Below are 25,172 nucleotides of genomic sequence, written 5' to 3'. Positions count from 1 at the left end.
AAATACAAAATAATTCGGTAATATGATCCATTGAGAAGCCTTGTTTTATAACATTTTGTCTTGAGAACCAATATGTTACAAAAACAGGGCTTTTTTTCTACTCTTTTTTTATATCGAACTCAGGTTAGTTAAGCTAAAAAGCATCAATGTTTTGATTAGACTTTCCCAACCAAGTGGAATATGAATATAGGTACTATCTCTTAAATGATTCCAATTTTGGATAGAGATGTTAAGAAAACCCAATATCAATATTGTTCCAATAATTGCAAAAATACCTAAAGCCCAATTTCTATATTTGTTTGCTATCGAAACTTCTTCCTCATGAATTTCATCATATAATTTTTTAATTAAGCTATTATTTTTATCGTCTATATCCTGATTTAATAAATACTTCTTTACTCTTAACTCTTCAACTAATTGATTAGCTTCACTCTGTAATTTCAAAACATCTTCATTATTAAAAGAAATTCTTAATTGTTCTTTATGTATATCAAATAGTTGTCTGTTTATTTTTCTATAGCTTCTTTCTAAATTATCTTTATCTATATTTAAAGGGAAATCTAATTCATCAGTATCAGCGAATTTATACTGGCTATCAAATACCCCTAATACTTTTCTTGCAGTTCTTTCTGCTTCAAAGACTTCATCTAAATTGAAATGAGGATTCGCGTATTTTAATCTAGTTAGTAAAGACTCTAATAAATCGGTATGCTGTTCTAGCCGTTTAGAAAACTCCTCAAATCTATAGAGAATAAGAAGCTGTACTAAATCTAAGTAATCAAAAGTATTGTATGGGGCAGAATCAAATAATTTTTGTAGTTCATAACTTATATTACTAAGCACAGTTTCTATATTAATATCGTTTTTCATATCGCCCCAAAAAGCAAAAAAGCGCATCCTGAAGATACGCTTTTAACGAAGTTTTGTTTAAAGATCAAACATTATTATGGACAGACTGCCTTCTGGAAAGTTTTGGTATTTGAACCGCGTACACACTGATAGAGCTTTTCAGTATTGTGCATTTTCCAGTTCTTCTCTTCTTTTCTAAAATGATAAATGGTCTGAATCGATCTCACCGAGTCATCCATCAAACCTGTTTCAGTTACTTTTACCTGTCCAACCGTCGGTGACTCAACACGATTAAAGAACTGACGTATCTCGACTGTTGCCAGTTCTTCACGCAGGTCAGGCCTCATTTTAAGCACCTGATCCAAAGGTGTATCCGAAGAAGACTGCACTTTTGCAATCACTTTCTGGGTGGTTGTACAACCTGATGTCATCACACCCAGACCTAAAATTGTAACCGCCAATAACCGTAACATATTGTTTAACCCAGATTATCTTTATTATGCAGAAATTATCATGCCGGGCTTTTCAGCTTAACGCTATTTAGACTCTGTAAGTCCAGTTACAAAGCAATAAAAAAAGCGCACCTTTCGATGCGCTTTTGTAAATCTATTCTGATTAAAGATCGAATAGTTTGCCTGGGTTCATGATGCCATTTGGATCGAACACTTTTTTCAAGGCTTTCATGTATTCGATTTCTTCAGCTGAACGGGTGTATTCAAGATAAGGTTTCTTGGTCATACCCACACCATGTTCCGCAGAAATTGAACCGTCATATTTTTTCACAGTATCAAATACGTACTTGTTCACGACTTGGCATTTCGCAAAGAATTCATCTTTGGTCAGGTCAGCCGGTTTCAGGATATTCAAGTGCAGGTTACCGTCACCGATATGACCGAACCAGCAGATTTCGAAGTCTGGGTAGTTTTCATTCACGATCGCATCGATTTCTTTAATGAATGCCGGTACGTGAGTGATCAGTACAGAGATGTCATTTTTGTAGGGAATGAATGGAGCGATCGACTCAGAAATGTCTTCACGCAGACGCCATAAGCTGTGTACTTGCTCAAGACTTTGGCTCATCACGCCATCCAGCACCCAACCCTGTTCCATACAGTGCTCGAAGATTTCCATCGCCTTGTCCATAATCGGCTCAAACGGCGCTTCAAACTCAAGCAATACATAGAAGGGACATTCAGTTTCAAATGGACGCTGTACGTGACCATTGGCCAATACTTTTTGCATCGCCAGCTCACCGAAGAACTCAAATGCAGTCAGGTCGATTTTTGCCTGGAAGGCATGTAATACTGGCATGATCGCATCAAAATCAGGTACACCCAGTACCAGCACTTGCAGGTCTTGTGGCTGACGTTCCAGCTTGATTTCTGCTTCAGTGACTAAACCTAAAGTACCTTCACCACCGATGAACAGGTGTTGTAGTGCATAACCCGTTGCGTTCTTAATCATGCCTTTGTTTAGACGCAGTACATCACCTTTACCAGTCACCACAGTCAGGCCAAGCACCCAGTTACGGGTCATGCCGTATTTGATCACTTTAATCCCGCCGGCATTGGTGCCGATGTTCCCGCCGATCTGGCTTGAACCAGAAGAGGCAAAATCAACCGGGTAATACATGCCCTGCTCTTCAGCATAGTTTTGCAACTGTTCAGTCACCACACCTGCCTGTACGCGCACCATACGGTCTGCCGGGAAGAATTCCAGAATCTGGTTCATCTTGTCCATGCTTACCACAATCTCGCCATTCGCAGCGACAGCACCTGCAGAAAGACCAGTACGACCACCTGATGGTGTTACTGCAACATTGAACTGATTGGCAAGCTTCACAATTGCTTGAACCTGTTCAGTCGAAGATGGGAAAACGATGACCGATGGGTTTGGATCAAAGTGTTTGGTATGATCACGACCCCAATTCTGGAGGCTGTCCGCATCAGTTTTAATACGGTTTTCACCCACAATTGCAGTCAATTGGGTCAATAACTCTGGGGTTAAAGCGACTGGAGCATTCATCGTTTGCAGACCTAGCATGAATTAAACAAGAGAGACCTCGCCGGTTTATTTGTATATTTTTCAGGCATTAAAACCTGTATACAAAGCAGGCGAAACATGATGATTAAAGCACCAAAACTGGCAGCTTAAACAGCATGGCGCAATATTATAAGCTATTTTTAGGGCTTTCCCTTAAAAAATGACAATTTTGACAATATACCTTTGAAAATGATAGTTTAATTCAACCAGTTCTATCATTTTCACTACTATCACTTGCAAAAATAGCTGATATTGTAGTCATCAAGGAAATGTATAACCGCCCCATTCCTGTGCTATTATACGGCGACTAAATTTGGCCTTTGTAGCGGAGCCGTAATGAGCCAACATCTATCTCTACCTAAAGATAAAATCCGTTTTCTATTGTTAGAAGGCGTTCACCAGAACGCAATCGACACATTGAATGCAGCTGGATATACCAATATCGACTATCGCAAAACAGCGCTTGAGGGTGAAGCACTGAAAGAAGCGATTAAAGATGCACACTTCATTGGTATCCGTTCCCGTACTCAGCTCACTGAAGAAGTGTTTGAAGCTGCGAACAAACTGATCGCGGTAGGTTGTTTCTGTATCGGTACCAACCAGGTGAATCTGGATGCAGCAATGCGTCGCGGTATTCCGGTATTCAACGCACCGTATTCAAATACACGTTCGGTTGCTGAACTTGTACTTGCTGAAGCGATTCTTCTGCTTCGCCGTGTACCTGAAAAATCTACAGATACACATGCAGGCGGCTGGAACAAATCTGCTGTAGGTTCGTTCGAAACTCGTGGTAAGACTTTAGGTATCGTTGGTTACGGTTCAATTGGTTCACAACTTTCTGTTCTTGCTGAAAGCCTGGGTATGAAAGTGATCTATTTCGACACAGTGACTAAATTACCACTCGGTAATGCACGTCAGGTCGGCACAATGGGCGAACTTCTTGCAAATGCTGATGTTGTTTCTATTCACGTTCCTGATGTTCCGTCTACACGTAACTTCATGACTAAAGAACAATTCGCGCAAATGAAAGAAGGCTCTATCTTCATCAATGCAGCACGTGGTACATGTGTGGTGATCGAAGATCTGGCTGAAGCATTGAAATCTGGCCATCTTGCGGGTGCTGCGGTTGACGTATTCCCTAAAGAGCCTAAAGCAAATGGTGAAGAATTCGTTTCTCCATTACGTAACATTCCAAATGTGATCCTGACTCCACACGTGGGCGGTTCTACTATGGAAGCTCAGGCGAACATCGGTCTGGAAGTTGCTGAGAAATTTGTAGCTTATTCAGATAAAGGTATGACGCTTTCTGCGGTGAACTTCCCAGAAATCGCGCTTCCATTAACTGAAGGCAAACACCGTCTGCTTCACATCCACAAAAACATTCCGGGTGTGCTGTCTAAGATCAACAACCTGTTTGCTGAACACGGCATCAACATCTCTGGTCAGACTTTAATGACCAAAGGCGATGTGGGTTACCTGGTGATGGATGTAGACGCAACTGCATCTCAAGAAGCACTCGATACTTTACACAACCTTGAAGGTACAATCCGCGTTCGCGTATTGTTCTAATTCAGGTTTTTAAAAAGCCACAGTCTTCGGGCTGTGGTTTTTTTATTGCTTAAAGGTTTTTATTTTTAAGCCTTACTCAGCTGATGCTGCTCTTCCGCTCTTCGAGAAATCGAAACAAATTTAGTCATGCCAAATCTTAAAATTGCACCTATGGTGCAAGCGCCGCTGATTCTGCTGATCGCGATGATCAGCATGCAGAGCAGCGGCTCCTTTGCCAAATATCTGTTTGGCCAGTTCCCGATCCTGACCGTTTCTGCCATGCGCCTGCTATTGGGTGCATTGATTCTGGCGCTCATTTTTAAAGTCTGGCAGATCAATTTCCGCCAGGTCAAATGGCCAGCCATTATCAGCTATGGCTTGGCATTAGCTGGCATGAATATGCTGTTTTATCTGGCAATTGACCGATTGCCGATTGGAATCGCAGTCTCTTTTGAATTTATTGGCCCTTTAAGTGTTGCCCTGTTTTATGCCCGGCAGAAATTTGATTTTATCTGGGTAGGATTGGCCATTCTGGGGCTGGTTCTGTTGTTTCCCTTTGATCAGGCTGCACAACCGCTTGACCCGATTGGCATCCTGTTTGCCTTAGGTGCAGGTTCCTGCTGGGCACTGTATATCGTGGCCGGACAAAAACCTTCAGGTGTATCAGGGAATCATACCGTGTGTCTGGGCATGTTCGTCGGCATGCTGGTGCTGATGCCGATTGCCCTATTTGCGGGAATGCCTGCTCATGTGTTTGAGCCAAGCAGCCTCATGTATTTTGTTATTTTGGCTGCACTTGCCAGTGCCTTACCCTTTACTTTGGAAATGATTGCACTGCGTAATTTAACCGCATTGAGTTTTGGCACTCTAATGAGCCTGGAACCTGCGGTTGCAGCACTCTCCGGTTTTGTATTCTTAGGCGAAACTTTATTGTGGACACAATGGCTGGCACTGGCCACCATTATCAGTGCGTCGATTGGCTGTACGGTGATGACACAAAGAAGAAAGCACTAAATAAAAAAGGCGCTCAAGCGCCTTTTTTAAATGACCTATTTAATTTTAGCGTGGCGTTGCATCCTTAATAGCTGTATTTAATGTTGTAGCTGCTGTCACATTATAGCCATCACATGCCGAAGCAAGATGGTCATACAGGTAATCTGTCCATTTGAGCATTAGAGGAGTTGCACCCTCTTCCCTTAAATTGTCCAAGGCAGCTTTTCTTGCTTGAGCAATATAATCGGCATGATCAATATGCTCTCCATGTTCCGAGAAAGTACTGGAATAAATTTCACCCTGATATTCGATCGCCCCAAAGTATTTATAATATTGCTGCGCATCGTCTTTATATTCGGCTTTTTTAAATTTCAGGTTAGCCATCGTGCCATCTAAAATGGTTTTCGCCATCTCTTGAACAGACTCGCCTGTCTGCCATTCAGCCAGTGTACGATAGCCAGTTTTGATATCCGGATCAAATTCAATAAATTCTTCCTCAGGATGTTCCGCCAGAATACGGAAACATTTAGATCCGTTCGGGAAAGTACGCGCCTTCTGTAAACCGACAAAATTGGTAGCAAATTGATTGTAATATTTACGTTCAGCATCCGTGGTATCAGTATTAAAGAAAACTCTGGTCTCGGTATCGTCATACATCTTCACGACAGCAATATTGGTACGTTCAGTTAAGGCTTTACCTGACAGGTCGTACCACTCCAGGTGTCGATGATTACTGATGTTATTTTCCGGAATAGTGACGGGACGACTGGTAAATTGTTCAGAAGTATTTTCCAGTACTTTTTCCAGTTTATAACCTAATGCTGTACGGGCACGATCTGCAGGGAATACGCCTTTTTCTGTGACATAAATTGGGAAGGTCATATCTTCATCAAGATCATATTCAGTATCAACAGTCCGGTTATCATCTGCATACAAGATGCCGTCAGTGATTTTATTTTTATGACTGGCCAATAGAAGCTTTTCCGACTCCATATCTGAAGCATCAATATTCGGCAGGTTGAACTGATAGGTATAGAATTCAGAAATCGTATCTGATGTTCCATCACCATTATCCGGGGTTCCAGGATTGGTTGGGGTTGGTTGGCCTGCGACTGGCTCGTTATTATCAGAATCAGAGCCACCACATGCAGTCAGCATAAGGCTCAAGACAGCACAAGAGAGTAATCTTAATTTCATTATTATCTACCTTATTATTTTTTGATCGTTTTATTTTTCATTGTTATTTTAAAGTTGACCCAAATCATGAGGTCTAAGCCATTTTAATAAATATAAAATTAAGATCAAATTAAAAATTGATTAATTTGTAACCACAATCTCATCAACAATTAACGTTGAATTTAATTTTTTCGGTGGGGGATAAAATCAAAAATTTAAATCCACTGATCCAAAATCTGCTTCGTATTCACAAAATATTCTTCTGCCCTACTCATCAAAAATTAACCAGTTTGATATACTTCCGCTTTCTTCTGTATCTCGATTATACCCTTCTGGTATAAGTAGTTTCTCCCATGCCAAACGTCCAACTTCTTGCTGTATTGTACATGGTTCTCTCCATGACTTCATACCAGATCAGTGCATCCTTCGCCAAGCAACTTTTCCTGGTGCTTGACCCGATCACTGTCACTATTTTAAGACTCTGCTTTGCCGCCATTATTGTCTGTATCATGTTCCGTTCCTGGAAAGTTATCCGACGTTTACAATTCCTGAAATGGCGGGATCTGCTCTGCTATAGTGCTTCTCTAGGCGTGATGAATATCCTGTTCTACATGTCGCTGGGTAAACTCCCGCAAGGAATTGCGGTCGGACTGGAATTTATTGGCCCGCTAGGCTTGGCCTTAATTTCGATTCAGAACCGTAAGGACTATGTCTGGGTATTACTGGCAATTTTAGGTATTGTGCTGATGGTGCCATGGGGGGAAGCCAATAGCAGTAACTTTGACCTGTTTGGTGCAGCCTGTGCCTTAGGGGCCGGCCTCTGCTGGGCGCTGTATATCTATTTTGGGCAACGCGTGGTGCAGCAAAATATCGGCATGCATGCACTGACGATTGCCATCAGTATTTCAGCCTTGTGTTTGCTACCAATCGGACTATATAACAACGCCTCTGCTTTGATTGATACTCAATATTGGGGCAAGGCCATTACCATCGCAGTGCTGGCAACAGCCATTCCTTATGCGCTGGATTTAAAAGCGCTTCAGCACTTGAATAAAACCAGTTATGGTACGCTTTCCAGTCTGTCTCCAGCTCTGGCGGCACTGGTAGGTTTTATTTTGCTGGGTGAAAAAATTACGCTACTTCAAACCGTCGCACTGGTTTGTATTATGCTGGCTTCAGTTGGCGTGACCATGCGGGAAGCACGACAGCAATATAAAACCCGGAAAATAGAAAGCTGAATAAATAAAAAAAGATGGCACTCTGGCCATCTTTTTTTGTCATGAAAATTTGAATTTAAATAAATTTAAATATTAGCTTTTAACCAGCATGTCTTTTTTCATTTCTTTATAACGCTGATATTCAGTTTTGTACTGATCCGCTAAAGCCTGTTTTTGTTCATCTCCCAGAATTTTTCCGGCCTGCTGGAAGAAAGCATGCTCTTCTTCTTTCAAATGATGATGTACCTTATCTGACAGTTTCTTGGCAATTGCAATCCAGCTTGGGCTACTAAATTCAGTTTCAGTCAGTTCCTCAATCATTTCATCCATCTCATGATGTTCTGCCAAGGCGTGACGGGTAATGTTCAGGCCGGGATCTGTCATCATCAAGGGAATATAAAAGTAACGGTCTTCTGCGGTTTCATGCGCAAACAGTTCATTCTTCAGCTGCTTGAACAACTCACGACGTTCTGGCGAATCCCCCGAAGTTTGCAGTAATTTTTCTGCCAGATCACGCTGGATTTCATGACTTTCCCTTAATGCTTCAAAAATGGTGGTCATGTAATTTTTCTCCTGTTTTTGTCATGCCTTTGCTCCAGCATAGAGTGAAACCGGCAAATGGTCAGGAATATTTATAAGGCGAATTTGTATAAAAAACTTTAATATTGAGAATAGTTTACATCTATTTTTAGGCTAAAAACATCTGATAAGCCATACGGCAAATCAGCAAACTGACCAGGATCAGAAACAGAATCCGGATAAAACCGCTGCCATATTTAAAGGCCAGTTTAACTCCTAATAGCGAACCGCAAATATTGGCAGCCGCCATCATGGCACCGACTAGAAACAGCACATGACCTGTAGGAATAAAGAAACTCAGTGCCGCCAAGTTGGTAGTGAAATTGGCAATTTTCGATAAAGCTGAGGCATGCAAGAAATCCACGCTCAGATAACGGATAAAGAAAAAGATAAAGAAACTGCCCGTGCCTGGGCCAAAAATTCCGTCATAGAAACCGATAGCCAGGCTACCTAATGCTGCCAGTATCAGCATCTTTTTATTCAGCTTTTGCTCGACATGTACCCGTCCGAATTGCTTTTTCATGAAGGTATAAATCGCAATCACGATCAGCATGATCAGCACAAAAGGCTTGAGAATATCCACCGGAATCAAGGTGACACTGGCTGCTCCAATAAATGAGCTAATAAAGCTGCACAGCGCAATTACACCAAGTAAAACCCATGGCAGCTTGACCTGTCTAAGATAGGAAAAGGCTGCCGAGCCTGTACCGAAAATAGAGGCTAGCTTGTTAGTGCCAAATACTGTGGCAGGTTGCAGCTGCGGCAGACTGCTCATAATCGCCGGGATCTGGATCAGACCACCCCCACCGACGGCAGCGTCAATCGCTCCGGCCATAAAGGCAAAAAGCACCAGACTGAGGATAATCTCAATATCCATTGTTATTCAACGCGCCTAGAGATTAAGGACACGTTTGGGTACCAGACGTTTTTTATCTGTGATTTCAGCCAGGCCTAAGCATTTCTCGCCATCAAAAACCAGCACCTGTGGCTCTGCCGGATGGTCGATATTACTTTCCATACCCCGGCTAAAATATTCTGCACGGCCTTCCGGTGCCTGAATCTGCGGGAAATGTTGTACCGGTGCATAAGCTGGCAGTAATAGTGCTTCACGTTCTGCCTCAGTCAAGCTTTCCAGATATTCAATGGTATAGCTTGGAATAAGGTCAAAATGACCAGTTTGAATCCGGTGCAGATAAGTCAGATGACCATAAGTACCAAGTGCTTTCGCAATATCTTCGCCGAGTACCCGGATATAAGTGCCTTTGGAACAGGTCACATCCAGCATAATGCTATTTTCACTAAAAGATAAAAGCTCAATTGCATAAATGGTAATTGGACGTGCTTCACGTTCGATTTCAATGCCCTTACGCGCCAGCTCGTACAGCGGACGACCTTCTTTTTTCAGAGCCGAATACATCGGTGGCACTTGCTGGATCTCACCGACAAACTTGGCAATTGTCTCCTGAATCAACTCTTCATTCAGTTCAGGGACTGGTTTTTCCAGCAGAATCTCTCCTTCGACATCACCTGTGGTGGTGCTATGTCCTAGAAAAACTGTGGTCTGGTAACGCTTGGTTGAATCCAGCAGATAATGCGAAAATTTGGTCGCCTCACCCAGACAGATCGGTAAAAGACCGGAGGCCAAGGGATCTAGTGCACCAGTATGTCCAGCTTTTTGCGCACGATATAACCAGCGTACTTTTTGCAATGCAGCATTCGAGCTGATGCCTAGAGGCTTATTTAATAGAAATACACCGCTGATATGACGACGCTGAATTTTAGGAGATGAAGCTTTCATGGCAAAAAGTCAGACATTTTATAAATTGGCGCAATGGTAAAACCCCTGCCAATTATTTACAACTTTTCTACAGCATATAAGGTGCAATATCTCCTATCCTGCCGAATGCAAAATTTAAAATAATCCGATAATTAAAATAAAGGTGCATAGGATATGCAGAAATATAAACTATGGATCGTGATTGCGCTCATCGTATTGTGCTTGATTACCCTGATTCTATGGCTTGCGCCCAGGGATGAAGCACAGGCACGTGTCTCAGGCCCGCAATCCACCAATGAAAGCAGTGCTCAGCAGGCAGCAGCACTGGCCAATGGCCCCGTAAATAATATATTCCCGAGTCCAAGCCAGCAGGATACGGAAATTAATTGCCAGATGCAGATGGATGCCAGCAATCGCCTGATTGTCAATGAACAGACCCGTAACTGTTTTGAATATTTTATTACCCAATATGGGGAAAAAACCCTCGAACAAATCCAGCGAGATTTTAAAGCCTATATTCAACAAAATTATCAGGATCCTGCACTCTCACAAGTTCTGGATCTTTGGGATCGTTATATCCAGTATCGTCAAGGTTTGGGAGAACTGACTCCACCTGCAGGTCTGGATCAAGAAGATCCAGCTTACTACCGCAGTATCTATGCCAGCACCCAGAACCTGCGTAAACGCTTTTTCTCTGATTATGAAATTGAAGGACTGTTTGGCACTGAAGATACCTATCATGAATATACCTTAGACCGGATGGCAGTCATGGCAGATAAAAAGCTGAGCGAAGCAGAAAAAGCCCAGAAGCTAAAAGAACTGTTTGCGCAGTTACCGCAGGACTGGCAAGAAAATCTGGAGCAACTGAATAAACTGGAAGATCTGCGTAAACTCACCGCTGATATTAAAGCCCGGGGTGGTTCTGCGGAAGAAATCCGTCAGATGCGCCTGAATCTGGTCGGTCCTGAAGCAACCCAACGTCTGGAAAAACTTGATGATGAACGTGCGAATTGGAAATCCAGTGTGACGCGTTACTTGGGCGAGCGCGATAACATCCTAAAAAGTGGCCTGAGTGAAAATGCCAAACAGCAGGCAGTTGATCAGTTGCGTCAGAAACATTTCCAGCGCCCTGAAGAACGGCTTCGTGTAGGTACATTTGAACAGGTACATGATCAGGGTGGGACCCTACCCTTTGCCAATTAATTTTCAGCTAAAATTGCTCATTGACGCCGTAGCTACACAGTACTGCTACGGCGTCGAATATCTTCTCTTATTCCCTTTTTTTTGTCTCATCTCTTATATAAAAACAGTAACGCTGACCCTCTATTTTGAGAGTTTGACAGAGCCATTTCTCTCTGAAAGCCTTGATTTTCTTGGGCTGATTACTTTTTTTAACATTGTTATTTGTTTCTAACTATTTCAACCTAAACATTCATCAATCTTATATTTCAAGGAGTTAACAATAAAATACATACGTATATAAATTGCAAATTTATGGACTCATAAATGCTCATCGGGCATGGCCCGAAATGACATGGAATTGGCTCATCAGCATGAAAAAATGCTTCTGCTTCAAAATAATAATTTTTGCGCGTGATTGAAGATTAGGTCTGCACGATCGAGACATCCAACTTCAATATTTATCGCGCATCAATACTCCCGAGCAATGATTGCTTTTTATAACAATAAAATGAACAAAGGAACGGTTATGCGTACTTTTATTAAAACAACACAGATGCTGGCGCTTTCCTTGGCAGCAGGCCTCGGTTTTGGCTTTTCAACACAAACCCAGGCGGCAGCAAGTGCAGTTCAGGTCACTGAAAAAGCCAAATCAGACTATGCCAAAACCAAATATCCTATTCTGATGGTGCATGGCTGGCTAGGCTGGCAACGCATAGGTACTGATACCATTGGCTTAGATTACTGGTATCAGATTCTGCCGGATATGGCTCGTAATGGCTCTACCGTGTTTGCCGCCCAATTGTCGCCTGCCAATACCACGACCCACCGTGGTGAACAGCTCATTCATCAGGTCGATGAAGTGCTGGCAATTACAGGGAAGGAAAAAATCAATCTCATCGGTCACTCCCATGGTGGCCCGACTGTACTCTATGTGGCAGCGACTCGACCGCAGCAGATTGCATCCATTACGGGGGTTGCAGGCACCTATCATGGCTCTAAAGTGGCCGATGATATTCAGAACAATACTCTTACCCGCACTGCTTTTAATGTTCTCGGTGATTATATTATTGGGCCACTGATCGCACTGGGACAGTTCAAACCTGAACTGGAAATTGATTTCGATGCATCCATGAAATCCCTGACCCAAACTGGCTCCAGCTCTTTTAATGCCAGCGTGGCCAAACAGATGGTGCAGGATGGTGTCTTAGCCTCCACAGAAAACTGTAATAAGAACCTGAAATCAAAAGACCGTAACGGTATCTATTATTATTCTTGGACCGGTGTGGCTCAAGCGACCAATGCACTGGATATCGATACCATCCTGATGCAGCTTGGCCCTTTATCTTACGGCAATAAAGACAACGATGGCATGGTTGCCCGTTGTAGTGCATTCATTGGTAAGGTGATTAATGACCAGTACAAGCTGAACCATACCGATCTGGCCAATATGATGTTTGGTCTTAAAGGCCTGCTTGCTCCGGATCCGGTGGCGATGTACCGTCAACATGCCAATCGTTTAAAACTTCAGAATCTATAATTTTCATCGCCCTTATATCTACGGATATAAGGGCTTTTTCGTTATTTTCACTTAAAAAAATAGGGAGATAAAACACTCAAAACGCTTAATGGGTCAGCTTTTCAGCTGGCTATTCCCCACATTATGGCGAGGATCGCCTTAACACAACAACAAGAATGAGGAAATAATGATGAAATATGGAGTATTAACGACAGGTCTGCTCATGGCAGCGGCCTGCTTTACGGCTCATGCCTCTACCCAGGCCAGTCAGGTGACGGCGAAAGCCAGTTCACAATATGCCAAAACCAAATATCCGATTGTATTTTCACACGGCATGGCGGGTTTCATTCGGGTTGGCACTGACCAGTTTGGACTGGACTATTGGTATCAGATTTTACCTGATCTGGCCCGTAATGGTGCGAATGTTTGGGCAACGCGAGTCTCCCCTTTTAACTCATCTGAAATTCGCGGTGAACAACTTTTGGAGCAGGTCAAGGAAATTGCCGCAATTACCGGAGCAGATAAAGTTAATCTGATCGGACACTCACATGGTGGCCCAACAATTCGTTATGTGGCCGGTTCAGAACCTAAACTGGTGGCTTCATTAACCACAGTAGGTGCACCGCACAAAGGTTCACCGGTTGCAGACCTGATTCTAAAAGCTGAAGGGACTGCTATTGAAGCACCTCTGGTCGGCACGATAAATCTGGTTTCTAAAGCCATCACCTGGGCCCAAGGCTTGGACCCAAACTCTTATCCGCATGATTCACTTGCGGGTGGCAGCAGTTTAACGGCATCAGGCTCTGCGAAATTTAACCAAAGGTATCCAATTGGCATGCCGACCACAGCCTGTGGTGAAGGTGAATATAGATGGAAATATGGTAATAAAGAGATTTACAACTATTCATTTACTGGCGTAGGAACAGTGACCAATCTCTTGGATCTTGACTCTGCACTCAAAGTCACAAGCTTGTTAATTGATGGCGGTAAAGAAAATGACGGTTTAGTAGCCCGTTGTAGTGCCAAGTTTGGTAAAACCATTCGTGATAATTACAACTGGAACCATCTGGATGAAGTGAACCAGGTCCTCGGATTAAAGAGTATATTCGCTCCAGACCCTGTAGATGTTTATCGTCAGCATGCTAATCGTTTAAAACTACAAGGTTTATAAAATTTAAACATAAAAAAATGCGCCCAAAGGCGCATTTTTGCAGATAAGCAAGGCTAAAATTAACCTTGTTTACGAGCTGGCAATTTTTCACGAATACGTGCAGCTTTACCAGACAATTCGCGTAGGTAGTAAAGTTTAGCACGACGAACGTCACCACGACGTTTCACTTCGATTTTAGCAACGATTGGAGAGTGAGTTTGGAACACACGCTCAACACCCACACCGCTAGAAATTTTACGTACTGTGAACGCAGAGTTCAGACCACGGTTTTTCTTAGCGATTACAACGCCTTCGAACGCTTGTAGACGTTCACGGTCGCCTTCTTTTACTTTTACTTGGACAACTACTGTGTCACCTGGTGCAAAAGCTGGGATGTCTTGTTTAAGCTGAGCATTTTCAACAGCTTGTACTAAAGGATGCTTACCGCTCATGGGGTATCTCCAATATGTGCGAGTCAGAAGAGGTCTGATTATCGCTGGGTATAGAGGCTGAATCGCATAGACCCGATTGACTTTCCCTTTATGCTTGACCGCTTCAATGCACAAAGAGCCTATTTTAAATATTTAAACAACATTGCTTAAATACAGATTTGGACAACAGGATTAGTTGTTGCCACTTTTTAAATCTTTTAGCCATTTCTTTTGCTGCTTGGTCAGTTCAACTTTTTCTACCAATTCAGGCCGGCGTTCCAAAGTGCGCTGATATCGCTGCAAAAACCGCCATTTCTCAATATTGGCATGATGTCCCGATTTCAAGATGTCCGGTACATCCATACCTTCAAAATGGTCTGGCTTGGTATATTGTGGGCAATCTAACAGACCATCCACAAATGAGTCTTGTACGTGTGATTGTTCATCTGACATTGCACCCGGAAGTCTCCGGATAATACTGTCCAATAAAACCATCGCAGGGAGCTCACCACCCGATAACACGTAATCTCCAATCGACCATTCCTGATCAACATATTTCTGGATCAAACGTTCATCGACACCTTCATAACGTCCGCACAGTACAATCAGTCCGTCATATTTAACGAAGTCCTGTACCGCAGGTTCATTTAAGGTTTTTCCTTGTGGTGACATATACACCACAGGAACGTTAACTGCACCCGCTTGCGCTGCAAGCTCTTTGGCACGATGAATTGCTTTCGATAATGGCTCAGCCATCATCACCATACCGGGACCACCACCAAATGGACGTTCATCCACCCGTTTATAGTTCCCTTCAGCAAATTCTCGTGGATTAATACAATGAATTTGCATCAAATCACGTTTTGCTGCGCGCCCGCTAATACCGTAGGCTGTAATCGCTTCAAACATTTCAGGAAAAAGCGTAATGACTGCAAAGAACACCGCAGACTCCTCATTTTCCTGCTGTGTTAACCCTTTTTAAGGATTAATAATCTACGCCCCAATTTACGTAGATACGACCAGCTTCGAGATCAACCCGCTGTACCACATCTTTATGCCATGGAATCATTCGCTCTTCGCCATCGACGCTGTCAGCAGTAGCGCGAACTACCATTACGTCATTGGCACCTGTCTCAAACATTTCATGGATTTGACCGAGATTCACTTCCTGTTCTTCTTCATCCAGACCTAACACAGTTAGACCTTTCAAATCAGACCAGTAATACTCGTCCACGCCTGGTTGAGGCAGTTGCGATTTAGAAATCCAGACATTAGCACCCACCAGGCCGTCTGCTGCGGTACGATCACTCACACCTTTTAGCGAAACAACCAAGCCCTTGCCATGTGGTTTCCAACGTTTTACATCGACAATTTGCCAACCTGCTTTGGTCTCAATGTACCAAGGAAGGTAGTCAAATATGTTGCTCATAGGTTCTGTATTGGAATAGACCCAGAGCCACCCATTTAATCCATATGCTGAACGTAACTGTCCAATCTGAATACGATCTTCGGGAACATTCTGTGTTGGTGTCATGGGCTACCTGCTACCTTAAAATTAAGCAGCAGCTGCAGCTTTCTTAGCTTGAGCAGCTAAAGAAGCAACACGTTCAGAAGGTTGAGCACCTTGAGAAACCCAGTGAGCAAAACGGTCAGCATCTAAACGAAGTTTTTCTGCTTTACCTTGAGCTGTAGGGTTGAAGAAACCGATACGTTCGATGAAACGACCGTCACGTGCATTACGGCTATCAGTCACAATGATTTGATAGAACGGACGTTTTTTAGCACCACCGCGTGCAAGACGAATAACAACCATGATAGAACCTTATAGTTTTTACGGATTATTCATGTACCGACCACCGGAACACTTCAAACCCCTTTCATAGAGGGCAATATTTTACGCGAAGTTTGCCCTGAATGAAAGATCAAAAGTTGGTTATCCACAATTTTGAATTTACTTATCTGTCCAACTCAAACACGTACCTGTAGCATCGTCTTTACCCTTATACCAGCATTGCTTACCATTAGAATCTAGCACCATTGCACCGTTGCCAACTTGAGATCCCGTAGGGGTAGCTGTTAATATCCAAGTGTGTGTAGGGTTATTTGTTGTACTTGATAAATTTAAATTATAAGTATCAGATCCAGATTTATTAATAGTAGTTCTGCCATAAATATTGCTTAATGATGCTCCATAAAAGGAGCCATTAGCTAATTTATAACTTACCAATTTCTGCCCAATACCAAGTAATTCAGTTTGTGCTTCGACACGTTTAGTTCTTTTGACATATTCTTGATATGAAGGATATGTAATCATCGCCAATATAGCGATAATTGCTACAACAATCATTAGCTCAATCAGAGTAAATCCTTTACTTTTCACCAATCTTCCCGCCTCTGACCTGAACATTCTGTGAAAGACACATTACTTGCCTCTCTGGTTTTACACTTAACACCCTGACTCGTAAGTAAAAAACTATAAAGCAAAGAGTCATTAGTATTGATTGGCGTCGCTTTCATTGACCATGTCTTGCCTAAACTGGATGTCAATAAATCAGTTGTGGAGGATTCCCCTACTTCTTTTATTTCAATCTTGTACTTGGAACTTGGAGTAGATATACCGCCTGGAACATAAACTGCTGCTAATGGCGTGGAAACGCCATTATAAATATACTTTGGATCAAAATTTTTATAAGAGAAATTCTTAGCCTTATGCCTCTCTAGCTGATCTGCTAATTTGAGCATTTCTTGCTGTACTAATGCCATATCCTTTTTTCGAGTGTATTGCTGATAACTAGGTAGTGCAATCGCGACTAAAATAGCCACGATCACTACAACCACCATCAATTCAATTAACGTAAATCCATTCCTAAAGCTAATCATCAACCACCACCTTGAGCATATTGCTCATACCAGCGGTTTGGAATGAATTTTAATGCACCACCATAATTTTTAATTTGTGTGGGTGATCCTGTTCCCCCACCACCTTTCTTATCTTCATTCAAAATAAAGAGTGATCGTTTACTATTATCACCATCACGTCCCCCTCCCATAATTGGTTCACCAATACCAGCACCTAAAGCAACAAAAATATTCTGTGCACATACACCATATGGCATACAGAATCGATGAATACTAGTTTCACCAGCCACACCAGCGCTACAGCTACCCGTTGTACCTGCCTTAGAAGCATCAAAAACTGGTACATATAAGTCATTTTCAATAGCAATTAGTGAAGCAAAGCTTTTTAGAATTTGCTTATCCTTTGAAGGAGATGCTGTCAAATTTTCCTCTTTATCAAATAAGTAGTACCAACCACCATCACCGTTTTGCACATTACTATTTATGACAGGTTTTTTATTCGCTTCTAATCCAGCATCTACTCTTTTTTCCAACAATCTTAACTTGCCATGACCACCTAAACTAGTCGTGCCCAATTTACGAGTGATATTTGCCATGATATTCGGATCTTTACTTCGAAAAACATCATAATCATAAACAACAAATACTCCATCATAGTTATGATTACCAGAAGCATTGACAGACTTACCGTACATTGGACTACTTCGATCACCAGATGCAATACTTACAGCAGCGACCCCCTTCTGATGATGAATAGTAAAGGTAGGTTGTTCATAGAATCTGCGATAAGAATCTTTTAAATCTAAGATTTTAGATACTTGTGAACTAAAGAATGTAGCTGTGGGATTAAAGTCTACACGGAAAGCCTGGCCTCTTAAGTCTCCGAAATACAAATGATCAACTAAACCATCATTATTGCGGTCAACTGTTTTAATTGAGCTCACAATACTGTAGTCCATACCTACACTGTTTCCAGCTAACTGTATATTTCTATCGCCAGCGGTAGAGGAAGCATTGTAATTACCACTCACAGACCATAATAAGTCACCATTGTCAGCATCGAACATATACACGCCAGCACCAATTTTTTTCTTAACCATGTTCCCTTCATGATCTTTGATTTCTTCGTCCACGTTAAGACTTTGGTCATATACAGGCGATTCATAGCCTTTATCATACCCTCCACCAACAAGCATGACGAGTTTACGACTACCTTTCCAATTTACATATGCTAATGTTGGCTTAGACCAGCTTTGGCCCATTTTAGAAAGCTCGGTAATTATTCTTTCTTTTGTTACATTATTTTCTAAATAATGAACCTTGCTATTTTTAGGGTCAATATGAAACTTCATTTTTGGAGTATCTAGATCAGTCAGGTCTAAAGCATAATAACTACGCCCCCCCATTCGCAGACCTCCATAGACCCACTGTTTACCTTTTAGATTTATTTCTTCTTCTTTATCATCGTCATTTATAATTGTTCGCTTACCACCATCTACGCTCAATGTACCATCAGACTTACTCACATAGGTTGTATGAGCAGTCCACTCCCCATCTATCCCATAGTAAAGATTAGATTTACCTCCTGTAGTAGCACCACCATTATATTTAAATGCTTCACTTTGCTTTTCAATCATTTCATACGGCAGAAAGGCAAATTTTTCTTTACCAGTTTTTGCATCTAAAACGTGTAAAAGCCCTTGTGTAGAACCAAATAAAATATAATCCTTACGATCAGTTGTATCAATTAAAACGCTACCATCATTCGCCTTTGTTAGGGTTGGCTTACCTTCTTGCGTTAGCAAAATAGGTTTCGAATGTAAAATAGCACCTATTTGTGGTACTTGTTTAGAAATTGCATCCGTAGCTAAATTTTGTAGATTTACCCCTGCTTGAGCATTTTCATAACCTAATAGATTCATTAATGCTTCGCGATAAGGTGCATTTGCAGTCAAGTTATATGATGTCGAAATCGCTTGATAAATGGTTTTACCAGCATCTGCATCATATGTGCTTAAATTTAAGCTTTTTGTCTCAGCTTGATCTTTATAAACAAAATCACTCAGAATCAATCTCTCTTTCGGAGTTGTTGTAGTACGATATCCTCGTATCAACTGACTCAACGCACCATGCATAAATGCCACTTCATTTGAATCAGGAGTGAAATTTGGATTATTCCACTCATCTGCTATATTTTTAATTTCATCGTTTTGCATGACAGGCTGAGTACCTGTTTTAGTGCCATACAAAGAACCATTCACAGCATGATATTTTTTAAGATTACCATACCAAGTCTGCTGTAAATCTGTATTAGCTACCTTTGGAACAAATTGAGGAAAATATCCAAATGGCTGAATGGAACTACTATTAAGCGCATCTACAGGAATAGTTGCTGTACCTGTACTAACCCCAGGAATATTCGTTCTAACTTTACCTAAAAATTTACTAAAACTTTCAACAATATCATCTGTAGACTCTCCTGAGTACCATCCACCATTCCCTTTTATACCCCACTTTGCAGTATTTCTTACGTTCTGACTAGTAGAAGTATACGTATCAATTTCACTTTCAGTTTGAGCGGTATTTGGAATTACAGTAAATCCTTTACCAAAACCGATCACTGCAGTGAGGATATCTACTTTGGATTTATTTTTTGTTTTATCTGCTAAATTATCATTTAATTTAAAAATACAATCCCACCCTTCTTTTGTTCCATCACAAGTGAAAGAATTATTATCAAGCGCTGCTCGAACAAGTCCTCTAGTTCCTGTAGTATTATTATTATCTCCTAAATCATTAGGTTCGCCATCAGTAAGTACATAAATTCCCTGAGCGTGACAAGACTTAGCATCATCGGTAAGATTTAATTGTGATTTGATAGAGTCGGGTTGAGTATATCCAGTTGAAGTTCTAGTATCTGTAGAAGAATCAGACCAATCAAAACCTGTATTAGTTAACCCTGAGGTACTCTTACCCAATAAATAAGCTGCCGTTTCAGCATAGGAATTTGCGGTTGGCGTACCTGAAATAGGATTAATAGCTAGTACTTTTTCCAAAATCAGTTGCCGTTGCTTAATGGTTCTTCCACCCACAGTTACATCTGCATCCAACCGTCTTGCTGGTACTACAATTGTTCCTGCATTTATTGTTGATGTCCCATTAACAGCACCTAAAGTAGATAAACCCAGTATAATTTTATCATCTAGTTTTGTAACATTATTATTGTTACTATCTTTCCCACCTACCAATAATAAGACCATTGCATCCTTAAGTTTTGTAATACGGTCATTTTGATTTTCTAAAGGAGTTCCACTTGTTTTGTAGAAGTAAGTGTAAGAGTCATTTAAACCATTCGGCACTACCTTCATTCCATAACCTAATGTATATATATTAGATGGTTCTCCACTCAAATTATCAGTACTTGTACAATCTCTATTTTTACACCTAACCCAACTTCCATACCACCTCCCGAATTTATACCACTCACGATATCTATACTCATAATTCCCTCGAGAATTTGATTTCCTACAGGTATATCGATCATAACTCAGACTTGTATTATCTATATCTACACTTTTCTGTGTTTTAACCCAATCATAAAAATTAGAATTTGTAAAAGATGAAAAATCACATGCTGCTAATGCAACATCAGGAGTCGGATGAGTTACACGCATACTTCCTGAAACATCTAACATCATGATTAAGGTTGTTGTAGAACCGCTTGTAGTTGGAGCAGTATAAATATCAATATCACTCGCATTGACACCACTACAGATCAAAGTTGTAATTGATGTTGCTAATATGGTTAACTTCGCCTTGTTTAAGGCGGTTTGATTTAAATTTTTCTGTATAAATTTCATTTAATTTCCCCACCTTAATTCACTTGCCGAAGCTGATATTCCATTTCCTGCGCACTGTATGGCACGTTATTACGGGTCAAACAATCAGCAACACTATCTAAGGTTACTCCTGCTTCAATGATATTGAAGCTTGGATAGTTCATTACACACTTATCTATTTCTGAATCTTTTGCAGTAGATAAACTTGGAAGATAAGAAATCGAACTCACAATAATAGTTCCAATATCTTTCCCACCATAAGTTTCTGGATCAGAACCTTCGTACATATGGCTCCAATCTGTTCTATTTTCCAAACTTGACCGCACACCAACACGTGTGATTACAGCATTTCTATTGGAAACATAATCATTCGCTTGACCAACCTTGCAATAACCTTGCTGCCCCATATCATTTTTACGAATTGAGGTTCCTTGCCAATACACTAAACTTGCTTTACCTAAGTTATATTTTTGTGTGCTTTCATTTTTACGTAAACAGTAGACAAGTTCTTTTCCCTTATTCTCAGGTTTATTTACAAATCCAATCATCCCATTATCCAACTGGAGCTCAGCAATTTTTAATGCATCGTCTGTATAAGATTCCAATTGAAAAAATACTGCATCCGAATTTTGAACTAAAAGGGCTTGTGCTTGTGCATTTGTTGCAATATTTAATGAAGTAATTGAGCCACGTATTGCCCATGTTCCAATTATTGTTATTAACACCAATACAACTAGAACCACTATCAGAGTATTACCGCTTTGTATTTTTTTCATGGTTTTACTCCGCCTTATTCTTAACCCCAAAACCATTACGTAATGCAACAGTTTGAGTTACTACACTTCTAATATACCTGGCGTTATCAGCATGAGGATTAATCTCTTTTTCAACCAAATCCAAGATACTGAATTTTGTTTTATCTGTACCATTTGCAACTGAATCTGGCGACCTCAACAAAACACCTATCTGTACAGAAACGATTTGTGGTTTATCTAAGAGTTTTTTATATTCTGAAGCTGATATATAAGCAAATTGATCCATAATACCATCCAAGCTTCCAGCTGGTGCTGTATCCTTCGCAACACCAAACAACACTCTAAAGTGTTCAACATTTGGTATTAACAATTCACCATTTCCGGATATATTAAAATCAGTGACACCATCACCAACATAAGTCATTGCTTTACATCTTAGAGATAGTGATTTCACACCGGATGAGCTTTCTTCTTTTACAAAATAACGTTGAACTACAAACTGATTAGGGAGCACTTGTTCCCCCTCGCAATTGTATTGACTACCTATCGTATTCTTATATTGAATAACCAATTGATCACTTTTTATATCTTTTAGATTACTTGGACCCACTGAACTGTGTGTCAATAAAGCCTCTAATTGGTCTTTGTTTACAATACTTTCTGGGCTAGAAGTTAAGTTTTCTCCACTAAATACGATACCTCCATGTTTAGTAGATACTGTCATGGCGGCCACATTTGAATCAATATTTGCACGGCGTATATCTTTAATTATGTAATCTAAACCAAAAATCCCACTGTTTTGTATGTTAGCAACACCTTGTTGAAAACGTACGCTTTGGCTCGCTGTTATAAAAATTTGTATAGCAGCACCAGCGATTAATAATCCAAGTACTAATGAAATCATTAGCTCTATGAGGGTAAAGCCTTTTATATTTTTCATGTTCCATAGGCCTCCATTACCAAACACTTAGCCCCTGCAACATAAACTCCGGCAACCATACACATTGACACGTTATTTTGCGTAATCGTTGTATCACCCCAAGCAATATAAATACATTGACGATCACCACCATGGCAATCACCAATAATCATTTTCATCCCCGCATTATTTACGGCTTGAATCATTTGACTAGCATCATAAGCTGCAGTTTCACTACGACTACACATTGGTGTTGTAGTCCTACTTGAACCCGTGCTATCAGGCACATTACAAGACTTGGAAATACCAGCCAAACCTGAATTAATTTTTTCTTTGTATTCAGTTAATTGAGTCCGATTTACACGTATCCGCTCTGCTAAATCACGAGCTAGAGTCATAGCCAAAGTACGATCACTTGCTTCTTGCATAGCATCAAGGGCTCTGAGTTGTAACATAGAAAAACCCAATACAGCGATTGCAAGAAGAGCTAAAGCAACTAGCACCTCTATCATTCCAACTCCATGCTGAAATTGCTTTTTCATTGACACACCCCTAATAATGGTTTTATTTCAACCTTCCCAATAACTCCGCTCTTATAAATTTTAATCGATCTAACTTGAGCAACTTTCTCATGACAAATTTCAAAGACAAGATCGGTTGTTTCCTCCCATTCAGGAATTTGCTTAGGATTTGACAAAGGATCTTCAGGTAGAGTTGCATCATAGTTAGGATTAGCAATCATGCTTTTTCTTATAGATGTTTTTCTTTCTCTTGCAAGACCTACTGGTGAAAATAATATCCCTTCTGGAGCAATTTTACTTAAAATTTTGACATTTTCATATTTAGGTAACCAGTAAAATTCATTTCCCGTATCTGAAGAACTTTTAAACTCCAAGGATACATCTTTACGAAGCGCAATTGCTGCCCCTCGGGTTTTAGCAAGTGTCTGAGCTAATTCTAATGCAGATATTTCTAACTGTTTTTTATAAATCACGGTCATCATATTCGGTGCAGCAAGCGTTGCAATAATTCCCAAAACTGCAATCGTCACCATCAATTCAATCAGCGTAAATCCATTCTTTTTCTTCTGCATACAATTTCCCCAAGGCAACAAAACTTTTCCCCATTAAAAATAATATCTATAAATTTTACAAAACCTACACAGAGTAGATAAAAGGCATAAAAAAACAGATAACTATCATATTATAGCTATCTGTTTATTTTTTAATGAAAAATAAATTGTTAAATAGTTAACAATTTAAGCCTGTGTTACAGGAATACGTAACTCTTTTGGCAAACTAAATGTAATATTCTCTTCTCGCCCATCCAGTTCTTTGGGTGCCTGTGCACCCCAATCCTGTAAACGCTGAATCACCTGCTTAATTAAAATTTCCGGGGCGGAAGCACCTGCGGTTACCCCAATTTTAGAAATATTGGTAAACCATTCCTGCTTGAGCTCATCTGCATTATCAACCAAATAGGCTGCTTTACCCATACGTTCCGCCAGTTCGCGCAAGCGATTTGAATTCGATGAATTCGGTGATCCTACAACCAGCACGACATCACAACGTGCAGCTAAATCACGTACTGCATCCTGACGGTTTTGTGTCGCATAGCAAATATCATCTTTGCGTGGACCTTGAATATTCGGAAATTTTCTGCGAAGCGCATCAATGACTTTCGCTGTATCGTCAATCGACAAAGTCGTTTGTGTTACAAAAGCGACTTTTTCAGGATTACGCACAGTTAAAGCTGCAACATCCTCTTCATCTTCGACCAGATAAATGTCACCACCATTATTTTTATCATATTGCCCCATGGTGCCTTCAACTTCTGGGTGCCCCTCATGACCAATCAGAATCGCCTCCACTCCCTCACGGGCATATTTAGTCACTTCAATATGTACTTTAGTGACCAATGGACAGGTCGCATCAAAAACTTTTAAACCACGGCGTTCGGCTTCCTGCTGCACAGCTTTAGACACCCCATGTGCACTAAAAATCACGATATTGTCATCTGGTACTTCATCTAGCTCATCGACAAAGATTGCACCACGTTGACGTAAGTCATCTACAACAAACTTGTTATGGACCACTTCATGACGCACATAAATGGGTGGATTAAAGCATTCTAGGGCACGGTTCACGATCGCAATGGCACGATCCACACCGGCACAGAAACCACGCGGGTTAGCTAAAACAATTTCCATAGAAATCCTCAATACTCACTCAATTTATGGCGCTACAATTGAAATAAATGTAAAACAATCGACGTACAACTATTTAGTTTAAAGCCGGTCTACTCTAAAATAGAGAAGATATTTTATCATATCAGGAAAA

Annotated in this window: 25 protein-coding genes; 6 read left to right on the top strand and 19 right to left on the bottom strand. The window is 40.9% G+C overall.

The window, feature by feature from the left end; translation table 11 throughout:
* Positions 1 to 108: 108 nt before the first annotated feature.
* The 3 genes from FTV14_RS08280 to FTV14_RS08270 all read right to left on the bottom strand — a co-directional run bounded on the left by FTV14_RS08280 (position 109) and on the right by FTV14_RS08270 (position 2,874).
* A complete protein-coding gene (locus FTV14_RS08280; protein ID WP_180053741.1) occupies positions 109 to 870 on the bottom strand; it encodes a hypothetical protein in 762 nt (253 codons plus the stop codon).
* A gap of 74 nt (positions 871 to 944) precedes the next feature.
* Positions 945 to 1,322, bottom strand: a complete 378-nt coding sequence (locus FTV14_RS08275; protein WP_004787040.1) for a hypothetical protein — start codon at positions 1,320 to 1,322, stop codon at positions 945 to 947.
* 142 nt (positions 1,323 to 1,464) lie between these two features.
* Complete coding sequence (locus FTV14_RS08270; protein WP_034704522.1) at positions 1,465 to 2,874, bottom strand: FAD-binding oxidoreductase; 1,410 nt, start codon at positions 2,872 to 2,874, stop codon at positions 1,465 to 1,467.
* Positions 2,875 to 3,228: 354 nt separating this feature from the next.
* Between FTV14_RS08270 and serA the strand changes: the two genes are divergently transcribed.
* Positions 3,229 to 4,461 (top strand): phosphoglycerate dehydrogenase, encoded by a 1,233-nt coding sequence (gene serA / locus FTV14_RS08265; protein WP_005233651.1) that lies wholly within the window; start codon positions 3,229 to 3,231, stop codon positions 4,459 to 4,461.
* Between the two features lie 126 nt (positions 4,462 to 4,587).
* Positions 4,588 to 5,454, top strand: a complete 867-nt coding sequence (locus tag FTV14_RS08260) for a DMT family transporter (RefSeq protein WP_180053740.1) — start codon at positions 4,588 to 4,590, stop codon at positions 5,452 to 5,454.
* Between the two features lie 45 nt (positions 5,455 to 5,499).
* Here FTV14_RS08260 and FTV14_RS08255 read toward each other — a convergent pair whose 3' ends face one another.
* Positions 5,500 to 6,630 (bottom strand): hypothetical protein, encoded by a 1,131-nt coding sequence (locus FTV14_RS08255; protein ID WP_104425665.1) that lies wholly within the window; start codon positions 6,628 to 6,630, stop codon positions 5,500 to 5,502.
* A gap of 332 nt (positions 6,631 to 6,962) precedes the next feature.
* On the opposite strand from FTV14_RS08255, the gene FTV14_RS08250 reads away from it, so the two are divergent.
* On the top strand, positions 6,963 to 7,847 hold the full coding sequence (locus tag FTV14_RS08250) for a DMT family transporter (RefSeq protein WP_180016567.1): 885 nt from the start codon (positions 6,963 to 6,965) through the stop codon (positions 7,845 to 7,847).
* Positions 7,848 to 7,919: 72 nt separating this feature from the next.
* Here the strand turns inward: FTV14_RS08250 and FTV14_RS08245 are convergent, their stop codons facing one another.
* The 3 genes from FTV14_RS08245 to truB form a co-directional block, all read right to left on the bottom strand.
* Entirely contained in the window at positions 7,920 to 8,387 is a 468-nt protein-coding gene (locus tag FTV14_RS08245; protein ID WP_179992156.1) for a hemerythrin domain-containing protein, read from the bottom strand.
* Positions 8,388 to 8,514: 127 nt separating this feature from the next.
* Complete coding sequence (locus FTV14_RS08240; RefSeq protein WP_004787054.1) at positions 8,515 to 9,282, bottom strand: TSUP family transporter; 768 nt, start codon at positions 9,280 to 9,282, stop codon at positions 8,515 to 8,517.
* Positions 9,283 to 9,297: 15 nt separating this feature from the next.
* The gene (truB, locus tag FTV14_RS08235; protein WP_180053739.1) at positions 9,298 to 10,203 is read right to left on the bottom strand and encodes a tRNA pseudouridine(55) synthase TruB; all 906 of its coding nucleotides are present in this window, start codon (positions 10,201 to 10,203) and stop codon (positions 9,298 to 9,300) included.
* Between the two features lie 153 nt (positions 10,204 to 10,356).
* Here truB and FTV14_RS08230 point away from each other — a divergent pair, with 153 nt between their 5' ends.
* The 3 genes from FTV14_RS08230 (at position 10,357) to FTV14_RS08220 (ending at position 14,051) form a co-directional block, all read left to right on the top strand.
* Entirely contained in the window at positions 10,357 to 11,385 is a 1,029-nt protein-coding gene (locus FTV14_RS08230) for a lipase secretion chaperone (protein WP_180011163.1), read from the top strand.
* Between the two features lie 505 nt (positions 11,386 to 11,890).
* Positions 11,891 to 12,901, top strand: coding sequence for a triacylglycerol lipase (locus tag FTV14_RS08225; RefSeq protein WP_180052402.1), 1,011 nt, complete (start codon positions 11,891 to 11,893; stop codon positions 12,899 to 12,901).
* A 169-nt stretch (positions 12,902 to 13,070) separates the two neighbouring features.
* Positions 13,071 to 14,051, top strand: a complete 981-nt coding sequence (locus FTV14_RS08220; protein WP_180053738.1) for a triacylglycerol lipase — start codon at positions 13,071 to 13,073, stop codon at positions 14,049 to 14,051.
* Positions 14,052 to 14,110: 59 nt separating this feature from the next.
* Here the strand turns inward: FTV14_RS08220 and rplS are convergent, their stop codons facing one another.
* The 12 genes from rplS to ispH form a co-directional block, all read right to left on the bottom strand.
* Positions 14,111 to 14,482, bottom strand: a complete 372-nt coding sequence (rplS, locus tag FTV14_RS08215) for a 50S ribosomal protein L19 (RefSeq protein WP_004787066.1) — start codon at positions 14,480 to 14,482, stop codon at positions 14,111 to 14,113.
* A 171-nt stretch (positions 14,483 to 14,653) separates the two neighbouring features.
* Positions 14,654 to 15,403 (bottom strand): tRNA (guanosine(37)-N1)-methyltransferase TrmD, encoded by a 750-nt coding sequence (gene trmD / locus FTV14_RS08210; RefSeq protein ID WP_180053737.1) that lies wholly within the window; start codon positions 15,401 to 15,403, stop codon positions 14,654 to 14,656.
* Between the two features lie 43 nt (positions 15,404 to 15,446).
* Positions 15,447 to 15,995 carry a ribosome maturation factor RimM gene (gene rimM / locus FTV14_RS08205; protein WP_004787070.1) on the bottom strand — a complete coding sequence of 183 codons (549 nt, stop codon included), beginning with the start codon at positions 15,993 to 15,995 and terminating at the stop codon, positions 15,447 to 15,449.
* Positions 15,996 to 16,016: 21 nt separating this feature from the next.
* A complete protein-coding gene (gene rpsP, locus FTV14_RS08200) occupies positions 16,017 to 16,274 on the bottom strand; it encodes a 30S ribosomal protein S16 (RefSeq protein ID WP_004826436.1) in 258 nt (85 codons plus the stop codon).
* Between the two features lie 138 nt (positions 16,275 to 16,412).
* Complete coding sequence (locus FTV14_RS08195) at positions 16,413 to 16,844, bottom strand: type IV pilin protein (protein ID WP_180053736.1); 432 nt, start codon at positions 16,842 to 16,844, stop codon at positions 16,413 to 16,415.
* Entirely contained in the window at positions 16,838 to 17,341 is a 504-nt protein-coding gene (locus FTV14_RS08190; protein ID WP_218948179.1) for a type IV pilin protein, read from the bottom strand. The genes FTV14_RS08195 and FTV14_RS08190 overlap by 7 nt, the downstream gene beginning before the upstream one ends.
* Positions 17,341 to 21,180 (bottom strand): hypothetical protein, encoded by a 3,840-nt coding sequence (locus tag FTV14_RS08185; RefSeq protein WP_180053735.1) that lies wholly within the window; start codon positions 21,178 to 21,180, stop codon positions 17,341 to 17,343. Before FTV14_RS08185 ends, FTV14_RS08190 begins: the two co-directional genes overlap by 1 nt.
* A 14-nt stretch (positions 21,181 to 21,194) precedes the next feature.
* Positions 21,195 to 21,935: a hypothetical protein gene (locus FTV14_RS08180; protein WP_180053734.1), complete on the bottom strand. Its 741-nt coding sequence runs from the start codon at positions 21,933 to 21,935 to the stop codon at positions 21,195 to 21,197.
* A gap of 4 nt (positions 21,936 to 21,939) precedes the next feature.
* Positions 21,940 to 22,854: a PilW family protein gene (locus FTV14_RS08175; protein ID WP_180053733.1), complete on the bottom strand. Its 915-nt coding sequence runs from the start codon at positions 22,852 to 22,854 to the stop codon at positions 21,940 to 21,942.
* Positions 22,851 to 23,375 (bottom strand): type IV pilus modification protein PilV, encoded by a 525-nt coding sequence (pilV, locus tag FTV14_RS08170; protein WP_180053732.1) that lies wholly within the window; start codon positions 23,373 to 23,375, stop codon positions 22,851 to 22,853. The genes FTV14_RS08175 and pilV overlap by 4 nt, the downstream gene beginning before the upstream one ends.
* Positions 23,372 to 23,926 carry a prepilin-type N-terminal cleavage/methylation domain-containing protein gene (locus FTV14_RS08165; RefSeq protein ID WP_180053731.1) on the bottom strand — a complete coding sequence of 185 codons (555 nt, stop codon included), beginning with the start codon at positions 23,924 to 23,926 and terminating at the stop codon, positions 23,372 to 23,374. Before FTV14_RS08165 ends, pilV begins: the two co-directional genes overlap by 4 nt.
* Before the next feature lie 165 nt (positions 23,927 to 24,091).
* Positions 24,092 to 25,042 carry a 4-hydroxy-3-methylbut-2-enyl diphosphate reductase gene (ispH, locus tag FTV14_RS08160; RefSeq protein WP_180053730.1) on the bottom strand — a complete coding sequence of 317 codons (951 nt, stop codon included), beginning with the start codon at positions 25,040 to 25,042 and terminating at the stop codon, positions 24,092 to 24,094.
* Between the last annotated feature and the right edge of the window lie 130 nt (positions 25,043 to 25,172).

Origin of the sequence: Acinetobacter sp. YH12236 (assembly GCF_013417645.1) — a bacterium.
Lineage (GTDB): Bacteria > Pseudomonadota > Gammaproteobacteria > Pseudomonadales > Moraxellaceae > Acinetobacter.
Note: the sequence above shows the minus strand (reverse complement) of the source record. Positions and strands in the feature narration are given on the sequence as shown.